The 17,690-nt window shown below is 73.9% G+C and carries 14 protein-coding genes; 3 read left to right on the plus strand and 11 right to left on the minus strand.

The features are described 5' to 3' along the window. Positions 1-90 precede the first annotated feature (90 nt). The 9 genes from ACGGAQ_RS14445 to ACGGAQ_RS14485 form a co-directional block, all read right to left on the minus strand. A complete protein-coding gene (locus ACGGAQ_RS14445) occupies positions 91-1,155 on the minus strand; it encodes a hemolysin family protein (protein ID WP_393048620.1) in 1,065 nt (354 codons plus the stop codon). After that, entirely contained in the window at positions 1,152-2,507 is a 1,356-nt protein-coding gene (locus tag ACGGAQ_RS14450; protein ID WP_393048623.1) for a hemolysin family protein, read from the minus strand. Before ACGGAQ_RS14450 ends, ACGGAQ_RS14445 begins: the two co-directional genes overlap by 4 nt. Before the next feature lie 161 nt (positions 2,508-2,668). Continuing rightward, positions 2,669-3,058, minus strand: a complete 390-nt coding sequence (gene mnhG, locus ACGGAQ_RS14455) for a monovalent cation/H(+) antiporter subunit G (RefSeq protein ID WP_393048626.1) — start codon at positions 3,056-3,058, stop codon at positions 2,669-2,671. Next, entirely contained in the window at positions 3,058-3,321 is a 264-nt protein-coding gene (locus ACGGAQ_RS14460; RefSeq protein WP_393048628.1) for a monovalent cation/H+ antiporter complex subunit F, read from the minus strand. Before ACGGAQ_RS14460 ends, mnhG begins: the two co-directional genes overlap by 1 nt. Further along, the gene (locus ACGGAQ_RS14465; protein WP_393048631.1) at positions 3,318-3,923 is read right to left on the minus strand and encodes a Na+/H+ antiporter subunit E; all 606 of its coding nucleotides are present in this window, start codon (positions 3,921-3,923) and stop codon (positions 3,318-3,320) included. The genes ACGGAQ_RS14460 and ACGGAQ_RS14465 overlap by 4 nt, the downstream gene beginning before the upstream one ends. Beyond that, positions 3,920-5,425: a Na+/H+ antiporter subunit D gene (locus ACGGAQ_RS14470; RefSeq protein ID WP_393048634.1), complete on the minus strand. Its 1,506-nt coding sequence runs from the start codon at positions 5,423-5,425 to the stop codon at positions 3,920-3,922. Before ACGGAQ_RS14470 ends, ACGGAQ_RS14465 begins: the two co-directional genes overlap by 4 nt. Positions 5,426-5,444: 19 nt before the next feature. Then, positions 5,445-5,933, minus strand: a complete 489-nt coding sequence (locus tag ACGGAQ_RS14475; RefSeq protein ID WP_393048637.1) for a Na(+)/H(+) antiporter subunit C — start codon at positions 5,931-5,933, stop codon at positions 5,445-5,447. Continuing rightward, a complete protein-coding gene (locus ACGGAQ_RS14480; RefSeq protein WP_393048639.1) occupies positions 5,930-8,764 on the minus strand; it encodes a Na+/H+ antiporter subunit A in 2,835 nt (944 codons plus the stop codon). The genes ACGGAQ_RS14475 and ACGGAQ_RS14480 overlap by 4 nt, the downstream gene beginning before the upstream one ends. 138 nt (positions 8,765-8,902) lie before the next feature. After that, positions 8,903-9,289, minus strand: a complete 387-nt coding sequence (locus ACGGAQ_RS14485) for a hypothetical protein (RefSeq protein ID WP_393048642.1) — start codon at positions 9,287-9,289, stop codon at positions 8,903-8,905. 178 nt (positions 9,290-9,467) lie between these two features. On the opposite strand from ACGGAQ_RS14485, the gene ACGGAQ_RS14490 reads away from it, so the two are divergent. After that, positions 9,468-14,213 (plus strand): DEAD/DEAH box helicase, encoded by a 4,746-nt coding sequence (locus ACGGAQ_RS14490; RefSeq protein WP_393048645.1) that lies wholly within the window; start codon positions 9,468-9,470, stop codon positions 14,211-14,213. A gap of 241 nt (positions 14,214-14,454) precedes the next feature. On the opposite strand, the gene ACGGAQ_RS14495 is transcribed toward ACGGAQ_RS14490, so the two are convergent. Then, positions 14,455-15,069, minus strand: coding sequence for a hypothetical protein (locus tag ACGGAQ_RS14495; RefSeq protein WP_393048648.1), 615 nt, complete (start codon positions 15,067-15,069; stop codon positions 14,455-14,457). A 189-nt stretch (positions 15,070-15,258) separates the two neighbouring features. Here ACGGAQ_RS14495 and ACGGAQ_RS14500 point away from each other — a divergent pair, with 189 nt between their 5' ends. After that, complete coding sequence (locus tag ACGGAQ_RS14500; RefSeq protein WP_393048651.1) at positions 15,259-16,059, plus strand: S-adenosyl-l-methionine hydroxide adenosyltransferase family protein; 801 nt, start codon at positions 15,259-15,261, stop codon at positions 16,057-16,059. Between the two features lie 25 nt (positions 16,060-16,084). After that, on the plus strand, positions 16,085-16,327 hold the full coding sequence (locus ACGGAQ_RS14505; protein WP_039905669.1) for a CPCC family cysteine-rich protein: 243 nt from the start codon (positions 16,085-16,087) through the stop codon (positions 16,325-16,327). Positions 16,328-16,352: 25 nt separating this feature from the next. On the opposite strand, the gene ACGGAQ_RS14510 is transcribed toward ACGGAQ_RS14505, so the two are convergent. Further along, positions 16,353-17,621 carry a hypothetical protein gene (locus tag ACGGAQ_RS14510; protein ID WP_393048654.1) on the minus strand — a complete coding sequence of 423 codons (1,269 nt, stop codon included), beginning with the start codon at positions 17,619-17,621 and terminating at the stop codon, positions 16,353-16,355. Positions 17,622-17,690: the final 69 nt, after the last annotated feature.

Consider the following 17,690-nt stretch of genomic DNA (forward strand, 5'->3'; position numbering starts at 1 on the left):
CCCGGACCGACCGCGCCTACCCGGTCGCGGTCACCTCACGCCCGCCGTCTCGACCGGATGCCGACGCGCCGACCCGCCGCCGTGTGGGCCTCACCGCAAGCGCCGGCCCCGCGGCACCGTGTCGGTCTCGTCGTCGAACTCGCCGATGACCTCCTCCAGCAGGTCCTCCAGAGCGACGAAGCCGATCGGACGGGCCGGACCACCGCCGTTGCGCACCAGCGCGAGCTGGGACTGCCGGGCGCGCATCGCGGCCACCGCCTCGGTGACCGAGGATGTCGCCGGGAGGGTGAACGCCGGCGTCATCAACTCCCCGGCGGTGGCGGCCCGGCCGGTGGTGACCACCCGTACCGCCTCCCGGACGTGCACCAGGCCACAGACGTCGCCGCTGGAGTCCAGGACCGCCAGCCGCGACCGGCCGCTGTCCCGGCTGACCTGCTCGATCCGCTCGGCCGGGTCGTCGCGCCGGACGGTGACCATGGTGGCGAACGGCTCCATCACCTGCGCCACCGACGTGCCCTGCAACTCCAGCATGCTGGTGAGCAGTTGGTGCTGCTCGGCGCCGAGCAACCCGTGCTCGCGGGACTGCTCCAACAGCAGCCGCAGCTCGTCCGGGCCGTGCACCTGGGCGAGCTGATCCTGCTGGTTGACCCCGACCAGGCGCAGGATCGCGTTGGCCAGCGCGTTCAACGCCGACAGCACCGGCCGGGACACCCGGGCGAAGGCCCGGAACGGAAGCGCGAGCAGCGTCGCCGAACGCTCGGCGTCGGTGATCGCCCACGACTTCGGCGCCATCTCCCCCACCACCAGGTGCAGGAAGGTCACCAGAGCGAGGGCGAAGACCAGGGCGACCACGTGACTGGCCGCGTCGGGCAGCCCCACCGCGTGCAGCAGCGGGCTGATCAGGTGCTCGATCGCCGGTTCGGCCAGCGCGCCGAGCCCCAGGGTGCACAGCGTGATGCCCAGCTGTGCCCCGGCCAGCATCAGCGACAGCTCGCGGACACCGTCCAGCGCGGCCCGGGCCGCCCGGCCGCCGCTGGCCGCCGCCTGCTCCAGCCGGTACCGCTTGCTGGCCACCAGGGCGAACTCGGCGGCCACGAAGAACCCGTTCAGCGCCAGCAGGACCCCCGAGCTGAACAATGCGATGCCGGGGCTCACGCGGTCACCCCCGGCGTGCTCAGTTGCAGCCGTACCGAGTCGGCGACGTGCCGGTCCACGGCGAGCACCTCGACCAGGGCCCGAGGCTCCGCCTCACCGTCGTCGACCTCGGCACCCTCGGGCAGCAGGCTGATCTCCAGCCGGTCGCCGACCTCCGGCACCCGGCCCAGCTCGCGCATGACCAGCCCGGACAGCGTGTCGTACTCCGGGGCTTCGGGCAGCGCGATGCCGGTGCTGTCGGCGACCTCGTCGATCCGCCAGCGGGCCGGCACCACCCACGAGCCGTCGTCCTGCCGCGCGGGGGCGCGCTCCGGCGGGTCGTCCTCGTCCCGGATCGGGCCGACCAGCTCCTCCGCGATGTCCTCCAGCGTGATCACGCCGGCGAAGCCGCCGTACTCGTCCACCACGCAGGCCATCTGCCGGTGCCCGGACCGCAGGCGGTCCAGCACCGTGGGCAGGGGCAGGGTCTCCGGCACGAGCAGCGGCGGCCCCGCCACCGCGCTCACCGGGGTGGTGGCCCGCTGCCCCGGCGGTACGCCGAGCACGTCGGCGATCCCGACGATGCCGATCAGGTCGTCGACGCCCTCGGCACCCCGTACCGGGAAGCGGGAGTGGCCGGTGTCCAGCAGCTCGACCACCCGGCTCACCGGCTCGTGTGCCCGGACGGTGTGCACGTCGACGCGCGGCACCATGGCCTCGCCGGCGGTCAGCTCGCGGAAGTCGAGCCCGCGGTCGAGCAGCGTGGACATCTCGGCGTCCAGGCTGCCCTCCTCGCGGGACTCGGCGATGATCTGTTCCAGGTCGGCGGGGGTGGCGCCGCTGGGCAGCTCCTCGATCGGCTCGATGCCGACCCGGCGCAGCAGGCGTATCGACGCGCGGTCGAAGAGCCGGATCACCGGCCCGGCCATGGCCAGGTAGAGGAGGGTGGATCGGCTCAGCGCCCGGGCGAGTGACTCGGCTCGGGCGATGGCGAGGTTCTTCGGGGCCAGCTCGCCGAGGACCATCTGCACCACTGTGGCGATGACCAGGGCCAGCGCCACCGACAGCGGCAGGCTTACCGACTCGCGGAGACCGGCGACGCCGAACAGGTCGGCGAGGCCGCCGCCGAGGTACGGCTCGGCGACGTAGCCGACCAGCAGGGCGGTGACGGTGATGCCGAGTTGCGCGCCGGAGAGCACGAAGGAGAGCCGGCTGGTGACGGTGAGGGCCCGGGCGGCGGCCTGGTCGCCGTCGTCGGCGAGCTGGCGCAGCTTGCCCCGGTCCACGGCGACGTAGCCGAACTCCTGCGCCACGAAGTAACCGGTGGCGGCGGTGAGCACGATGATCAAGAGAAGGCCGACGACGATCAGCACGGGTCGCTCAGGGCTCCCGGGGCCGTCGGGACGGGAATATGCCGGGCACGACCCGGCTGGCTACTGCTGCCCTCCTGGGCAGAAGAGTCGATCATGCCGCTAGTTTATCGGCGTTGCCTGGGACTCCGCTGGGGGTGGGCCGAAGGCGTCGATCGTCCGGTTCACCCCGGCTGGGCGCGGCCGTCGCCGGGGCCGCCGCCCGTCGGGCGCTCGGCCAACTCGTCGGCGTCGAGCAGGCCGCGGTCGAGCCGGCCGGACCGGTACGCGGCCCGGCCGATCATCTGTGCCGCGACCGGCGCGGTGGCCAACTGGAAGACCGCCACCAGCAGGATCGTGCCGACGTCGGCCGCGGACCGCAGCCGCAGCATGATGCCGAGCAGCAGCAGGAGCACCCCCAGCACCTGGGGTTTGGTGGCCGCGTGCATCCGGGACAGGGCGTCCGGGAAGCGCAGCACACCTATCGCGGCGGACAGGGCGAGCAGCGCGCCGGCCACCAGGCAGGCGGCGCCGAGCCAGTCGGCCGCCGTCGTGACCACTGCTGTTCCCGACATCACACCTGCTCCCGGACGGCGAAGCGGACCAGGGACACCGAGCCGACGAAACCGAGCAGGGAGAGCACCACCAGCACGGGCAGCGTGGTGGCGTGCCGGTTGACCGCCGCCTCCGCGCCCACCGCGCCGACCATGGTGGCGAGCAGCATGTCCGCCGCGATCACCCGGTCCAGCAGCGAGGGGCCCCGGTAGAGCCGGATCAGCGCGAGCAGCGCGGTCACCGAGAGCAGGGCGGTGAGGACGACGGCCAGGAACGTGATCATTGGGAGTTTCCCTTCTCGGCGGGATGGGGCTCGACGCGGCGCAGTTCGGCGGCGCTGCCCACCGCCCGGACGATCCGTCGTTCGACGTCGAGGGTGCGTTCCCGGGAGAGGGCCAGGTCCGCCGGCCCGTGGGTGTCCAGCACGTGCAGGTAGAGCGTCGCCGACTCCCGGTCCACCTCGAGGATCAGCGTGCCCGGCACCAGCGAGACCGCCTCGGCGGTGAGCGCCAAATTCAGGTCGGTGGGAACCCGCAGCGCCACGGCGATGATCGCCCCGCGCGGGCGGTAGCCGGGTTGCACGGCGATCCGGGCGACGTGCAGGCTCGCGCTGACGAGTTCGACGACGAACCGGCCCGCGAACGCCACCAGGGCACCGGGCCGCAGCCGGCCGCCGAAGCTGACCGCCGGCAGCGGAAAGAACACCAGGACCGCGCCGCCCACCAGCAGGCCACCGATGATGTTGGCGAAGTTGATCGAACCCCAGAGCAGGTTCCAGACGAGCACCAGCCAGCCGAGCGCCAACGCCTGGTCCCGCCAACGCCCGAACCGGCTCCGCACCGGCGGGGTCGCGCCCGTCGGGGTCGTGGCACGCGACCCGGTCACGGCACGACACCGGGCAGGACGGCCCGCACGTACGGCGTACGCAAGAGCAGGTCGGTGGCCGCGTCGGCGGTGACGTCGAAGAGCGGGCCGGCCAGCACGGTGAGCGTCAACCCCAACGCGACCAGGGCCGCGGTCGCGCCGACCATCACACTGGGCAGCCGGACGGTGGGCTCGCTGGAAACGGTGCGGGGCGCCCGCCAGAACGCGATGTTCCACACCCGGGAGGCCACGTACAGGGTCAGCAGGCTGGTCAGCGTGCCGGCCGCCACCAGCGTCGCGGGCAGCGCCCCGCCGGCCGCCACACCGGCCTGGAGCAGGCCGAGCTTGCCGAGGAACCCGGAGAACGGCGGCACCCCGGCGAGATTCATCGCCGGAACGAAGAAGAGGACGCCGAGCAGGGGCGCCATTCGGGCCAGGCCGCCGAGACGGCGCAGGTCGGTGCTGCCGGCCCGCTCCTCGACCAGGCCGGCCACCAGGAACAGCGTGGTCTGGATGGTGATGTGGTGCACCACGTAGAAGATCGCGCCGGCGAGACCGGCGGCGGTGCTCAACGCCACCCCGAAGATCATGTAGCCGATGTGGCTGACCAGGGTGAACGAGAAGAGCCGCTTCATGTCCGACTGCGCCACCGCGCCGAGGATGCCGACCAGCATGGTCAGCCCGGCGACGACCATGAGCAGACCGTCGACCTGACCACCCGGAAACAGCAACGTCTCGGTACGGATGATCGCGTACACGCCGACCTTGGTGAGCAGCCCCGCGAACACGGCGGTGACCGGGGCCGGGGCCGTGGGATAGCTGTCCGGCAGCCAGGCCGACAGCGGGAAGACCGCCGCCTTGATCGCGAACGCGAGCAGCAGCATCAGTTGCAGGGTCAACCGGACGTTGTCCGGCAGGTCGTCGAGGCGCTGGGCGAGCTGCGCCAGGTTGAGCGTGCCGGTGGCTGCGTACACCAGCCCCACCGCGGCCAGGAAGATCATCGAGGAGAGGATGCTGACCACCACGTACGTCGACCCGGTGCGGATCCGCGTCTCGGTGCCGCCCAGCGTGATCAGCACGAAGCTGGCCGCCAACAGGATCTCGAAGCCGACGAACAGGTTGAACAGGTCGCCCGCCAGGAACGCGTTGGTGACGCCCGCGGTGAGCACCAGGTACGTCGGGTGGAAGATGACCACCGGCGCGCTCTCGCTGGTCTCGCTGCGGCCCTGGCCGATCGAGTACAGCAGCACGCAGAGGGTCACCGCCGAGGACACCACAAGCATCAGCGCGGCCAACTGGTCGGCCACCAGCACGATGCCGACCGGTGGCGGCCACCCGCCGATCGCGAGCACCACCGGCCCGTGCCGGTACGCCTGCACCAGCAGCACCACCGCGACGGTGAACGTGACGGTCAGGCAGAGCACGCTGACCGCCCGCTGCACCCGGGGCCGGGTGGCCAGCAGCAGGGTCAGCGCCGCGCCGAGCAGCGGCACCACCACCGGCAGCGGCAGGAGCCGGCTCACCACGTCCCCCGCGCCCCGCTCACCGCGCCCCGTCCCCTCTGCCCCGCCGGAGCCGTCGGCGGGCCGGCTCGGGATCGACCTGCTCCGGGTCGGCGTCCGGGCCCTCGCCGCCGCGGTCGACGGCCCCCACCTCGTTGCGCCCGGCACGGCGGATGATCTGGCGGTCCTCCAGGTCGTCGGGCACCTCGTCGTCGCCCGTGAGATACCAGCTCCGGTACGCGACGGCGAGCAGGAACGCGGTGAACCCGAACGTGATCACGATGGCCGTCAGCACCATCGCCTGTGGCAGCGGATCACTCATCTCCTCCACCGGCCCGGTGCCCACGACCGGCGCGCCACCGGACCGGCCGCCCAGCAGGATCAGCAGGTTGACCCCGTTGCCGAGCAGGATCACGCCGAGCAGGATCCGGGTGAGGCTGCGCTCCAGCAGCAGGATCACCCCGCACCCGACCAGCACCGCGACGGCGAGCACCAGCACCATCGTGGGTCCGGGGCCACTCGCCGTCATGTCCGGCCGCCCTTGTCGACGGCCAGACCGCTTCTCGCCGTGCCGGTGGCCTCGATGTGCCGGTCCACCTCGGCGCCGAGGCTGCGCAGGATGTCCAGCATCAGCCCGATCACGATCAGGTACACGCCGATGTCGAAGAACAGCGAGGTGACGAGGTGGGCGTCGCCGATCAGCGGCAGGGACAGGTCGAGCTTGGCGCTCTCCAGCACCGACCCGCCGGCGGCCAGCGCCACCGCGCCGGAGCCCACCGCCACGGCCAGTCCCGCGCCGAGGATCAGGCCGGCGCCCACCGGGGCGGCCTCGGTCAGCTCGTACCGGCCCCCGGCCAGGTAGCGGACCGCCAGCGCGAGCCCCGCCACCAGTCCGCCCGAGAACCCGCCGCCCGGCGCGTTGTGCCCGGAGAAGAGCAGGAACAGCGAGAACAGCACCACCGTGTGGAAGATCAGCCGGGTGACCACCTCCAGCACGAGCGAACGCTGCTCCTCGTAGAGGGTCGGGCCGCCCCGCAACCAGACCGGCCGGTCGGACCGGGCCGCTCGATCGGCCGACTCCGGCCGGCGCGGTCGCGGCCCGGTACGGGATCTCTCGAAGATCAGGCTGGCCACCCCGGTGGCGGCCACCACCAGCACCGCCACCTCCCCCATGGTGTCCCAGGCCCGGATGTCGACAAGGGTCACGTTGACCACGTTGCGGCCGTACCCCTCGCCCACCGCCAGGTCCGGGAAGACGGCGGAGATGTCCGGTGCGCGACGGGCCCCGGCCGCGACGAGGGCGAGCCCGCCCGCCGCCACGCCCGTCGCCACGCCGATCACCCGGCGGGCCCATCGGCTGCGGCGCAGCGGACGGGCCGAGAAACGCTCCGGCAGGCGGCGCAGCACCAGCACGAACACGGCGATGGTCGCGGTCTCCACCAGGAACTGCGTGAGCGCGAGATCCGGTGCGCCGTGCAGGATGAACAGCATTGCGGTGCCGTAGCCGGTCATCCCCACCAGCAGCATCGCGGTCAACCGCCGGCGAGCACCGACCGCGAGCAGCGCGGCCACCGTGATCACCACCACGACCACCGGTTGCAGCGGGTTGTCCCAGAGCGGAAGCCCGGCCCGCCACGGCCCGGCGGCGAGCATCGCCCCACCGGGCAGCAGCACGAGGGTGACCAGGATGATCCCCAGGTACTGCGGCAGGGAGCCCCGCTGGGTCGCGCCGGTTACCTCGATGGCGAGGCGGTCGAACCGGCCGACGGTCCACTCGTACCCCTGATTGCCGTTGACCGGCGCGCGGAGCCGGGCCAAAACCGGGGCGAGCGGTCCGCGTAGCGCGAAGAGCAGGCCGCCGCCGGCGAGCGCCAGCACGGACAGACCGAGCGCCGCGGTCGGCCCGGGCCAGAGCGTCAGGTGCCCGTCGACCGCGCCGAGGAGTTCGGCGTACGGGCTGAGCAGGCCGTCCAGCACGCCGGCGGCGGGGCCGGCGAGCAGCCCGACGACGGCGAGTACGGCCGGGGGGATCAGCATCGACGCCGCGATCGGCTCCGGCTCGACCGGTTCGACGCCCGGCCGGTCGGCGAACGCGCCCCAGAGGAAGCGGGCGCTGTACGCGACGGTGAGCACCGTCCCGGCGACCAGCCCGGTGAGGAGCACCGGGTCGTCGGTGAACGCCGCGAAGACCGCCTCCTTGGCGACGAACCCGACCAGCGGCGGTACGCCGGCCATCGACGCCGCCGCCAGCACCGCGACCGCGAACAACGGCCGCGACCAGCGCCGCAGCCCGGACAACTCGCGCAGGTCGCGGGTGCCGGCGCCGTGGTCGATGACGCCGACGACCAGGAACAGCGCCGCCTTGAACAGGGCGTGCGCCAGCAACATCGCCGTGGCGGCCAGCGCGGCGTCCGGGGTGCCCGCGCCCGTCACCGCGACCAGCAGGCCCAACTGGCTGACCGTCCCGTACGCCAACAACAGCTTCAGGTCGGTCTGCCGCAGCGCCGCCCAGCCGCCGACGAGCATGGTGGCCACGCCGGCGACGAGCACCACGGGCCGCCACGGGCCGACCGTGGCGAGCACCGGCGCGAGCAGCCCGACCAGGTAGACGCCCGCCTTGACCATGGCGGCGGCGTGCAGGTACGCGCTGACCGGGGTGGGCGCCGCCATCGCGACCGGCAGCCAGGAGCTGAACGGCAGCACCGCCGACTTGGACAGGGCCCCGGCCAGGATCAGCAGCACCGCCGTGATCAGGTAGCCGCCGCCGGGCAGCGGGTGGGTGGCGATCTCCGACCAGCGGTAGCTGCCGGCGTGCTCGCCGAGCAGGATGAACCCGACCAGCATGGCCAGCCCGCCCGCCGTGGTGACGGTCAACGCCTGCGCCGCCGCCCACCGGCTGGACCGGCGTTCGGTGCTGTGCCCGATCAGCAGGTACGAGAAGATCGTCGTCAGCTCCCAGCCGACGTAGAGCAGCAGCAGGTCGTCGGCGAAGACCAGGACGAGCATCGCGCCGGCGAAGGCGACCAGGGCGGCGGTGAACTGCGCCATCCCGGGCGCGTCCGCGTCGAAGTACCGGGCGCTGTAGACCAGCACCAGCGCGCCGACTCCGCCGATCAACAGGGTCAGGAGCCAGGACAGCGTGGTGAGGCGCAGCGCGATGTCGAGGTCCAACTGCCCGATCCACGGGTACGTCTCGACCACCGCGCCGCCGTGAGCGACGGCCGGGGTGCGGGCCAGCGCCCAGCCGAACGCGGCGGCCGGCGCGAGCGCCAGCGGATAGCACGCGCGCGGACCCCACCATCGGACGAGCAGCGGCGCGGCGAGGGCCGCCACGAGGTGGAGGATGAGCAGTACCAGCACCCGCACTCCCGATCGAGGTGGCCGACGCCCGTACAGCGGTGGCGCCTAGCAGCGATCGAACGCCAGTTCTCCGCCCTTCGGGCGGTTTTGCCGGAATCAGCCCGCTATGGGCCCTGGTGTGCGGTCGGCGGTCGTCGGTCAGCGCAGCAGGGCGTCGCCGACGGTCAGCTCGTCGTCGAGGTCCGAGCTCTCCAGGTGCAGCTCGCTCAGCAGATCGACGCGGCCGAGCTGGCGGGCGACCTTCGCGACGACCCGCTCCGCGACAGCGAGGGACCGCATCGAGAGCAGTCGGCCGCGGCTCTCCCGGCGGAGCACGAAATAGTGCACGGCGACGCGGACCTGCCCCCGGTCGGCGGCGCTGGCCTGGGCGGTGGAGACGACCATCTCGCGCAGGCAACGGGCGAGGCGTTCGGCGAGCTCCAGCTCGGGCCCGTGCAGGCCGCCGCGGAGCGTGGCGAGGTGACTGTCGACCTTGCGGATCAGCACATCGGTGCCGGGTTCGACGTGTCGCGGCTCGCCGGCCATCCGATCCCCTCCACCCGGTTCGCGTTGCGGGTGAAGTTACTTTATGTTGCTCCTTACAAGCAAGCAGTTAAGTGAGACTTAACGTATTAATGGCGCATCACACGCAATTTCCATACAGGGCGGCACGATCCCTCGTGGGGCGCTCGTCGTTGTCGTACCTGCGGGGCACGATGGACCGGTGAGCGGGGCAGACGCGGGCAAGGGCGAGGTGCTGGACGGGTTCGGTCCCGCCACCCGCGCCTGGTTCGACGCCGCCTTCGCCGCGCCCACCGCCGCCCAGACCGGCGCTTGGCGATCCGTGGCCGCCGGCCGCAACGCCCTCGTCGTGGCGCCCACCGGCTCCGGCAAGACGCTCGCCGCCTTCCTCTGGTCGCTGGACCGGCTGGCCCGCGAGCCCGCACCGGCCGAAGCACGGCAGCGGTGCCGGGTGCTCTACGTCAGCCCGCTCAAGGCTCTCGCCGTCGACGTGGAGCGCAACCTGCGCGCCCCGCTGGCCGGCATCCGGCAGGCGGCGACCCGGCTCGGCGTGACGCCGCCGGACATCACCGTCGGCATGCGCACCGGCGACACACCGGCCGACGAGCGACGGGCCTTCGCCCGCACCCCACCGGACATCCTCATCACCACGCCCGAGTCCCTGTTCCTGCTGCTCACCTCCGCCGCTCGGGACTCACTGCGCGGCGTCCAGACGGTGATCGTCGACGAGGTGCACGCGGTGGCCGGCAGCAAGCGCGGCGCCCACCTCGCTCTCTCGCTGGAACGCCTGGACGAGCTGCTGCCCACGCCGGCACAACGGATCGGCCTCTCCGCCACCGTCCGGCCGATCGACGCCTGCGCCCGGTTCCTCGGCGGCGCCCGGCCGGTCGACGTCGTGCAGCCGGCCACGGCAAAGACCATCGAGGTCAGCGTGCAGGTCCCCGTGGAGGACATGACCCGCCTCGACGAGCAGGAACAGCCGCCGGAGGATTCCCTCGGCGGTCCCGGGCCACGCCGTGCCTCGATCTGGCCGGCCGTCGAGGAGCGGGTCTTCACGCTCATCGGTCAGCACCGCTCCACCATCGTCTTCACCAACTCCCGCCGCAGCGCCGAGCGCCTGTGCGCCCGGCTCAACGAGCTGGCCGCCGAGGAGGTCGCCTCCGCCGCGATCGCCTCCGCGTCGGCCGTGGGCGCGATCGACGTACCGGATGGGTTGTCGGTGGGCGACGAGCCGGCGGCCAACGGCGGCTCGGCGCCCGGTCCGGTCCGCAATCGCGCGCCGGCCAACGGCGGCTCGGCGCCCGGTCCGGTCCGCAATCGCGCGCCGGCCAGCGGCGGCTCGGCGCCCGGTCCGGTCCGCAATCGCGCGCCGGCCGAGGTGATGGCCCAGTCCGGCGCGGCCACCGGCGCCGCGCCGGTGATCGCCCGCGCGCACCACGGCAGCGTCTCGCGCGAGGAGCGCAAGCACATCGAGGAGGCGCTCAAGTCCGGCCAGCTCCCGGCGGTGGTGGCCACCTCCAGCCTGGAGCTGGGCATCGACATGGGCGCGGTCGACCTGGTGGTGCAGATCGAGGCCCCACCGAGCGTCGCTGCCGGCCTGCAACGCGTCGGCCGGGCCGGGCACCAGGTGGGCGCGGTCTCGCGCGGGGTGGTCTTCCCCAAGCACCGTGGCGACCTGCTGTCCTGCGCGGTCGTCGCGGAGCGGATGACCGACGGCGCGATCGAGGAGCTGCACTACCCGCGCAACCCGCTGGACGTGCTGGCCCAGCAGATCGTCGCGATGGTTTCTCTGGAGCCGTGGCGGGTCGGCGACCTGGCCGTGCTGGTCCGCCGGGCCGCGCCCTTTCACGAGCTGCCCGACTCCGCGCTGCACGCCGTACTGGACATGCTCTCCGGCCGCTACCCGTCCACCGCGTTCGCCGAGCTGCGCCCCCGGCTGGTCTGGGACCGGGCCAGCGACCTGCTCACCGGCCGCCCCGGCGCGCAGCGCCTCGCGGTGACCAGCGGCGGCACCATCCCCGACCGGGGTCTGTTCGGGGTCTTCCTGGCCGGCGCCGAGCGGGCTGCCCGGGTCGGCGAGCTGGACGAGGAGATGGTCTACGAGTCGCGGGTCGGCGACGTCTTCCTGCTCGGCTCCTCGTCCTGGCGCATCGAGGAGATCACGCCAGACCGGGTGCTGGTCTCCCCCGCGCCCGGTCAGGCCGCCCGGATGCCGTTCTGGAAGGGCGACCAGCTGGGCCGCCCGGTCGAGCTGGGTCGGGCCATCGGCGCCCGGGTGCGCACCCTGCTGCGGTTGAGCGACGAGGCGGCGCTGACCGCGCTGCGCGACGGCGGGCTGGACGACTGGGCCGCCGCCAACCTGATGGCCTACCTGCGCGACCAGCGCGAGGCCACCCGCTCGCTGCCCGATGACCGCACCATTGTGGTCGAGCGGTTCCGCGACGAGCTGGGCGACTGGCGACTGGCCGTGCACAGCGTGCTCGGCGCGCGGGTCAACGGGCCGTGGGCCCTCGCCGTGGGCCGCCGGCTGGCCGAGCGGTACGGGGTGGACGCTCAGGTGATGCCGTCGGACGACGGGATCGTGGTGCGCCTGCCCGACACCGCCGACGAGCCACCCGGCGCCGACGTGGTGGTCTTCGAACCCGACGAGATCGCCCAGCTCGTGGAGGAGTCGGTCGGCACGTCCGCGCTCTTCGCCGCCCGTTTCCGGGAGTGCGCCGCCCGCTCGCTGCTGCTGCCCCGCCGCGACCCGCGCCGCCGCCAGCCGCTCTGGCAGCAGCGGCAACGCGCCGCGCAACTACTCGACGTCGCCCGCGAGTACGCCGACTTTCCGGTCACCCTGGAGGCCGCCCGAGAGTGCCTCCAGGACGTCTTCGACCAGCCGGCGCTGGCCGGGCTCATGCGCGACCTGGCGGCCCGCAAGGTCCGCCTGGTCGAGGTGGAGACCAGCGCGCCGTCCCCGTTCGCCCGGTCGCTGCTCTTCGGCTACGTCGGCGCGTTCCTCTACGAGGGCGACGCCCCGCTCGCCGAGCGCCGGGCCGCCGCCCTCGCGCTGGATTCCACCCTCCTCGGCGAGCTGCTCGGCCGGGTCGACCTGCGCGAACTGCTGGATCCGGCGGTGCTCGCCGAGACCGATCGGCAATTGCGCTGGCTGACCGACCAGCGCCGCCCGCGCGACGCGGAGGACGTGGTCGAGCTGCTGCGGGTGCTCGGCGACCTGAGCGACGCCGAGGTGACCGAGCGGGGCGTACCGGAGGGCTGGCTGACCGAGTTGGAGGCCACCCGCCGGGTGCTGCGGGTCCGCATCGCTGGCGAGCAGCGCTGGGTGGGCATCGAGGACGCCGCCCGGCTGCGCGACGCCCTCGGCGTGGCGCTGCCGGTCGGGGTGGCCGAGGCGTACCTCGCCCCGGTGGCTGACCCGCTGGGTGACCTGGTGGCCCGCTACGCCCGCACCCACGGGCCGTTCTCCGCCGCGAGCTGCGCGGCGCGCTTCGGGCTCGGGGTGTTCGTCGTCGAGCAGGCGCTGCGCCGCCTCGCCGCCACCGGCCGCGTCGTCTCCGGGGAGTTCACACCCGACACCGCCGGCGCCCAGTGGTGCGACGCCGAGGTGCTGCGGATGCTGCGCCGCCGTTCGCTCGCTGCGCTGCGGCGGGAGATCGAGCCGGTGCCGCCCCGGGCGCTCGCCACGTTCCTGCCGCGCTGGCAGCAGGTCGGCTCGTCCGCCCGAGGTGTGGAGGCGCTCGCCGCCTCGGTGGAGCAGTTGCAGGGCGCGGCGGTGCCGGCGTCCGCGCTGGAGCGGCTGGTGCTGCCCGGCCGGGTCGCCGACTACTCCCCCGCCCATCTCGACGAGCTGTGCGCCAGCGGTGAGGTGCTCTGGGCCGGGTCCGGGGCGATCTCCGGGGGCGACGGCTGGGTCACCCTGGCGTACGCGGACGCCGCGCCGCTGCTGCTCCCGCCGCCCGACGAGGCGCTGACCCGTACCCCGCTGCACGACGCGGTGCTCGACGCGCTCGGCGACGGCCAGGCGCTGTTCTTTCGCGCGCTGGCCGACCGGGTCGGCTCCACCGACGACACCGCGCTGACCGGGGTGATCTGGGATCTGGTCTGGGCAGGCCACCTCACCAACGACACCCTCGCCCCGCTGCGGGCGGTGCTCGGCGCCGGTGGTGCGCACCGGTCGCGGCCCTCCGCGCCGCGCACCCGCTACCGGCGGCCCGGCCGGGTGGCGCTGCCCACCCGGAGCGGCCCACCGACCGTCGCCGGCCGCTGGTCGCGTCTTCCCGAGCGGGACCTCGACCCGACCAGGCGGGCCGCCGCCCTCGCCGACGTACTGCTGGAACGGCACGGCGTGGTCACCCGGGGCGCGGTGATGGCCGAGCAGGTGGTCGGCGGGTTCTCCGCCGTCTACCCGGTGCTGTCGGCGCTGGAGGAGCGCGGCGCGGCCCGCCGGGGCTACTTCGTCGAGGGCCTCGGCGCAGCGCAGTTCGCGGTGCCCGGCGCGGTAGACCGGCTCCGCGCGCTGGCCGACCCGGCCGACGGCGCGCGCGGCCGGAGCGGGCCGACCACGGTCCTCGCGGCCACCGACCCCGCCAACCCGTACGGCGCGGCGCTGCCCTGGCCGGAACGCGTCGTCGACTCCGGCGACGGGGCCGCCCCCGCGACCGGGCACCGGGCCGGTCGCAAGGCCGGCGCGCTGGTGGTGCAGGTCGCCGGTGACCTGGTGCTGTACGTGGAACGCGGCGGCCGGACCCTGCTCTCCTTCACCGACGACGCCGACACACTCGCGGCGGCCGGCAAGGCGCTCGCCGACGCTGTCCACTCCGGAGCGTTGGGTGCCATGTCGGTGGAGCGGGCCGACGGCGAGGCGGTGCACTCGTCGCCGTTGAGTGACGCGCTGACCGCCGCCGGCTTCCGGGCCACCCCGCGCGGCCTGCGCCTGCGCGGCTGATCAGACCGCGCGACGCCAGCGCGGCGGCCACCTGGCCCACTTGGGCCACCCGGCCCACTTGGCCCGCCAGGGCCACCGGCCCACCGCTAGCCAATCCTCCGTCGAGCGATATGACTGTGAGTCATATTTATGACTCACAGTCATATCGCTGACGAGACAGACATGCCCCGGCCACCGACGCCAAGGCGGTAGCGGTCGGCGGTCGGCGGTGTCAGCCGAGGCTGGTGGCCGGCGCGAGGTGTCAGCGGATGCTGTTGAGGATCTTCTCGTAGCGAAGTCGGTCGGCCGCCGGGGTCTTCGCCTCGAGGTAGTTGAGCACCACGGCGCCGCGCCGGTACGACTGGCCGCCCCACGTCTCGGCAATGTCGCCGGCGCTGGTCTCGTCGGGGAACACGTAGACCGTCACGCCGTCGGTGGCGACGATCTCGGAACAGCCCAGGCCGAGACCGTCCGGTCCACAGTCGACGGAACGGTCTTTCGGGTGCGTCACTCGCAGACCGGCGGCCTTGAAGGCGTCGACCACCTGGCGGGCACCGGGCGCACCGGCCGGACGCGGGGGCAGCACCACCGGCGGCGGGCTGGCCGGCCGGCGTTCGACCGGCCCCTGCGGCGGCACGGGCGGCACGGCGGGCGGCGGGGTCGGCTGGGCGGGGCGACCCGGCGGCACGACGACATCGGCCGAACCGGACGGGACCACCGACGGCGTCGGCGCGCTCGCGAGGTCGCTCGCCGCCGGGGTCGCGACGGGCGACGCCGGCGGGGCCGCCCGAGGGCTGTTGTCGTCACTGCCGCAGCCAGCGGTCAGCGCGACGGCGACCAGAAGGATCCCGACGGCGGGCAGGCTCCGATGTGTCACCAGGGCAGTCTGCCGGGCCACGCCCGACGGCGGCAGTGGCCGGTCAGCCACCGCGCTGTCCCATATCCGCCACCGGCGATCGACCGCACGGCCCGGGTACGCTCCGGCGGGCACCGACGCGCCCGTCGGCTCAAGCCGGAGATCCCACTGGTGGAACCGTGGACCGACGTCGACGGTTAACCTGCCGGCATGGCTGTCACGCCCTGGGTCTCGTTGACCACCGACTACGGCCTCACCGACGGTTTCGTGGCCGCCTGCCACGGGGTGATCGCCCGGATTGCGCCGGCCGTCCGGGTCATCGACGTGACCCATCTGGTGCCGCCGGCGGACATCCGGCGCGGTGCCGCCGTGCTGGCGCAGACGGTGCCGTACCTGCCGGTGGGCGTGCACGTGGCGGTGGTCGACCCGGGGGTGGGCACCGCCCGGCGGGGCGTCGCGCTGGCCACCCCGGGTGGGTTGCTGGTCGGCCCGGACAACGGGCTGCTGCCGGACGCCGCCGCCGCGCTCGGCGGGGTGACCGCCGCGGTGGAGCTGACCGAGCCGCGCTGGCTGGCGGCCCGGGTGTCCGGCACGTTCCACGGCCGGGACGTCTTCGCCCCGGTAGCGGCACGGCTGGCGCTCGGCGCGCCGCTGGCCGAGGCGGGTCCGGCGGTCGACCCGGACGGGCTGGTCCGGCTGCCGCCGCCGGTCGTGGCCCGCGACGCCGAGGGCTTCACCGCCGAGGTGCTGATCGTCGACCACTTCGGAAACGTCCAACTGGCCGCACCGGCCGAGGCGCTCGGCCCGCTCCCGGCCACCGTCCGGGTGGGCCCGCCGGGGCCCGCACCGGCCCGCGCGGCGGTGCGCGGACGGACGTTCGGCGACGCACCGGAGGGCAGCCTGGTGGTGTACGTCGATTCGGCCGATCTGGTGGCGGTGGCGGTCAACGGCGGCCGAGCGGTGGACGTCCTCGGGGTGCGTCCGGGCGACCTCCTGCGGGTGGCCGGGTGACATTCGACTATGGAATGCTGCCCCGGTGGGTGAACACGTAGTTCCCGTGGGCTGTCCCTGTTGTGCCTCTCGGACCGGCGGCGGGACCTGCCCGGTCTGCTTCTGGACCGACGACGGTCAGAGCGACGCCGACGCCGACGCGGTGCGCGGCGGCGCGAACGGCGACCTGAGCCTGTCGCACGCCCGGCTCAACTACGCCGTGTACGGGGCGAGCCACCCGCGTTACCAGGACATGGTGCGCCCCGCCCGCCCCGACGAGCGTCCCTGACGACGCGCGCCGAGGCGGGGCCGACTCAGCAGACCGGCACGCCGCCGCCGTAGACGGCGGAGATGTACGCGTGGCTGACGTACTGCCCGGTGGCCAGGCGGTTCCATCTGGTGGTGGTGCGGTACGGGCCGGCGACCGACTGACCGGTGACGTAGCACTGGATCGGCACGTTGGCGAACCGCGCGGCGAAGCCACGGGCCGCGTACGACGTGCTGGGCCCGCTGCGGATGTTGAGCGGCCCGGCACCGACGACGCCGCGCGGCCCGCCGCCGGTCCACAGGTAGGCGACGTCCACCCAGGCGTTGGTGGTGAGCCGCAGGCCGTCGATGAAGGTGCCGTCGGCCAGGTCGATGCCGGCCGGGTTGAGCACCGTACGCCCGAACTGGTCCCGCCCACCGTTGTAGCCGGACTGGTAGGCCGCCTGCGCCTCGGGCCGGCCCTGCGGCAGGTTCTTCCAGTTCTCCCGCACGGCGGACGGGTTCCAGTAGTCGTCGCGGGTGTTCCACGGCCCGACGTCCCAGACCGGGGCGTACTCGCAGCGGGCGCCCGTGGTGGTGCAGACCCGCACGGTGTAGTCGCCGCTGTTGAGCGGGGAGAGGCTCCGGCGCGACGGTAGCGCCGCGAAGTGGTCGCGCGGCGCGATGGTGCGGCCGTTGGCGGTCAGTTCGCCGACCAGCCCGATCCGGGTGGCGTACACCCGGTAGGTGAGGCCGGGCGTGGCGGCGGAGACGGCTGCGGTCGCGTCGGCGGTGAGCTGGACGCCGCGTACCGTCGCGGTGGCGCCGCCGGCCCGCGCGGTCAGCACCACCCGGGTCTGCACCCGGCGGACCGGTCGGTCGAAGACCATGCCGGCGGTCGCGGACCGCCATTCGGTCCAGCCGCTGACCCGCCAACCGCGGACCTGCGCCTCCACGCTGGCGCCGGCGGGGACGTCGGCGCTGATCTCGGCGCGGACCCGGGTGGCCGGTCGGGCGAGGGTGCGCGGCGCGGTCAGCAGCATGCCCTCGGCGACCGCGCTGTGCGGGCTACGCGGGCTGCGCCCGGCCGTGCGCGCCTCGCGCAGCCGCAGCCCGGCGGCGGTACGCCGGACGTTGACGTCGTCACGGTCGACGATCGACAGGTCGGCGCTCCACCGCTGGGCACCGGGCGCGGCGGCGGTCAGGGTGAGCGACGTGCCGGTTGCGGGGACGGCGGTCGGGAAAATGCTGGTGGGGGGCGCGACGGCGGCGGTGAGCGCGAGGGCGAGGGTGGCGGTGAGGGTGGCGGGTCGGATACGACAATGAGGTCGCGTCATGGGCATTCTCCTCAGAACTCCCTGACCCTCGCATGTCGGGAGATCATGAGGAACCTGGCTACAAATAGC

The organism is Micromonospora sp. NPDC047557 (assembly GCF_043205095.1).
Taxonomy (GTDB): domain Bacteria; phylum Actinomycetota; class Actinomycetes; order Mycobacteriales; family Micromonosporaceae; genus Micromonospora.

What these genes read in the sequence shown, in the direction of transcription:
- mnhG (WP_393048626.1), bottom strand. Translation starts at nt 3,058, where the DNA reads ATGTCGGGAACAGCAGTGGTCACGACGGCGGCCGACTGGCTCGGCGCC.
- ACGGAQ_RS14460 (WP_393048628.1), bottom strand. Translation starts at nt 3,321, where the DNA reads ATGATCACGTTCCTGGCCGTCGTCCTCACCGCCCTGCTCTCGGTGACC.
- ACGGAQ_RS14475 (WP_393048637.1), bottom strand. Translation starts at nt 5,933, where the DNA reads ATGACGGCGAGTGGCCCCGGACCCACGATGGTGCTGGTGCTCGCCGTC.
- ACGGAQ_RS14485 (WP_393048642.1), bottom strand. Translation starts at nt 9,289, where the DNA reads ATGGCCGGCGAGCCGCGACACGTCGAACCCGGCACCGATGTGCTGATC.
- ACGGAQ_RS14500 (WP_393048651.1), top strand. Translation starts at nt 15,259, where the DNA reads ATGGCTGTCACGCCCTGGGTCTCGTTGACCACCGACTACGGCCTCACC.
- ACGGAQ_RS14510 (WP_393048654.1), bottom strand. Translation starts at nt 17,621, where the DNA reads ATGACGCGACCTCATTGTCGTATCCGACCCGCCACCCTCACCGCCACC.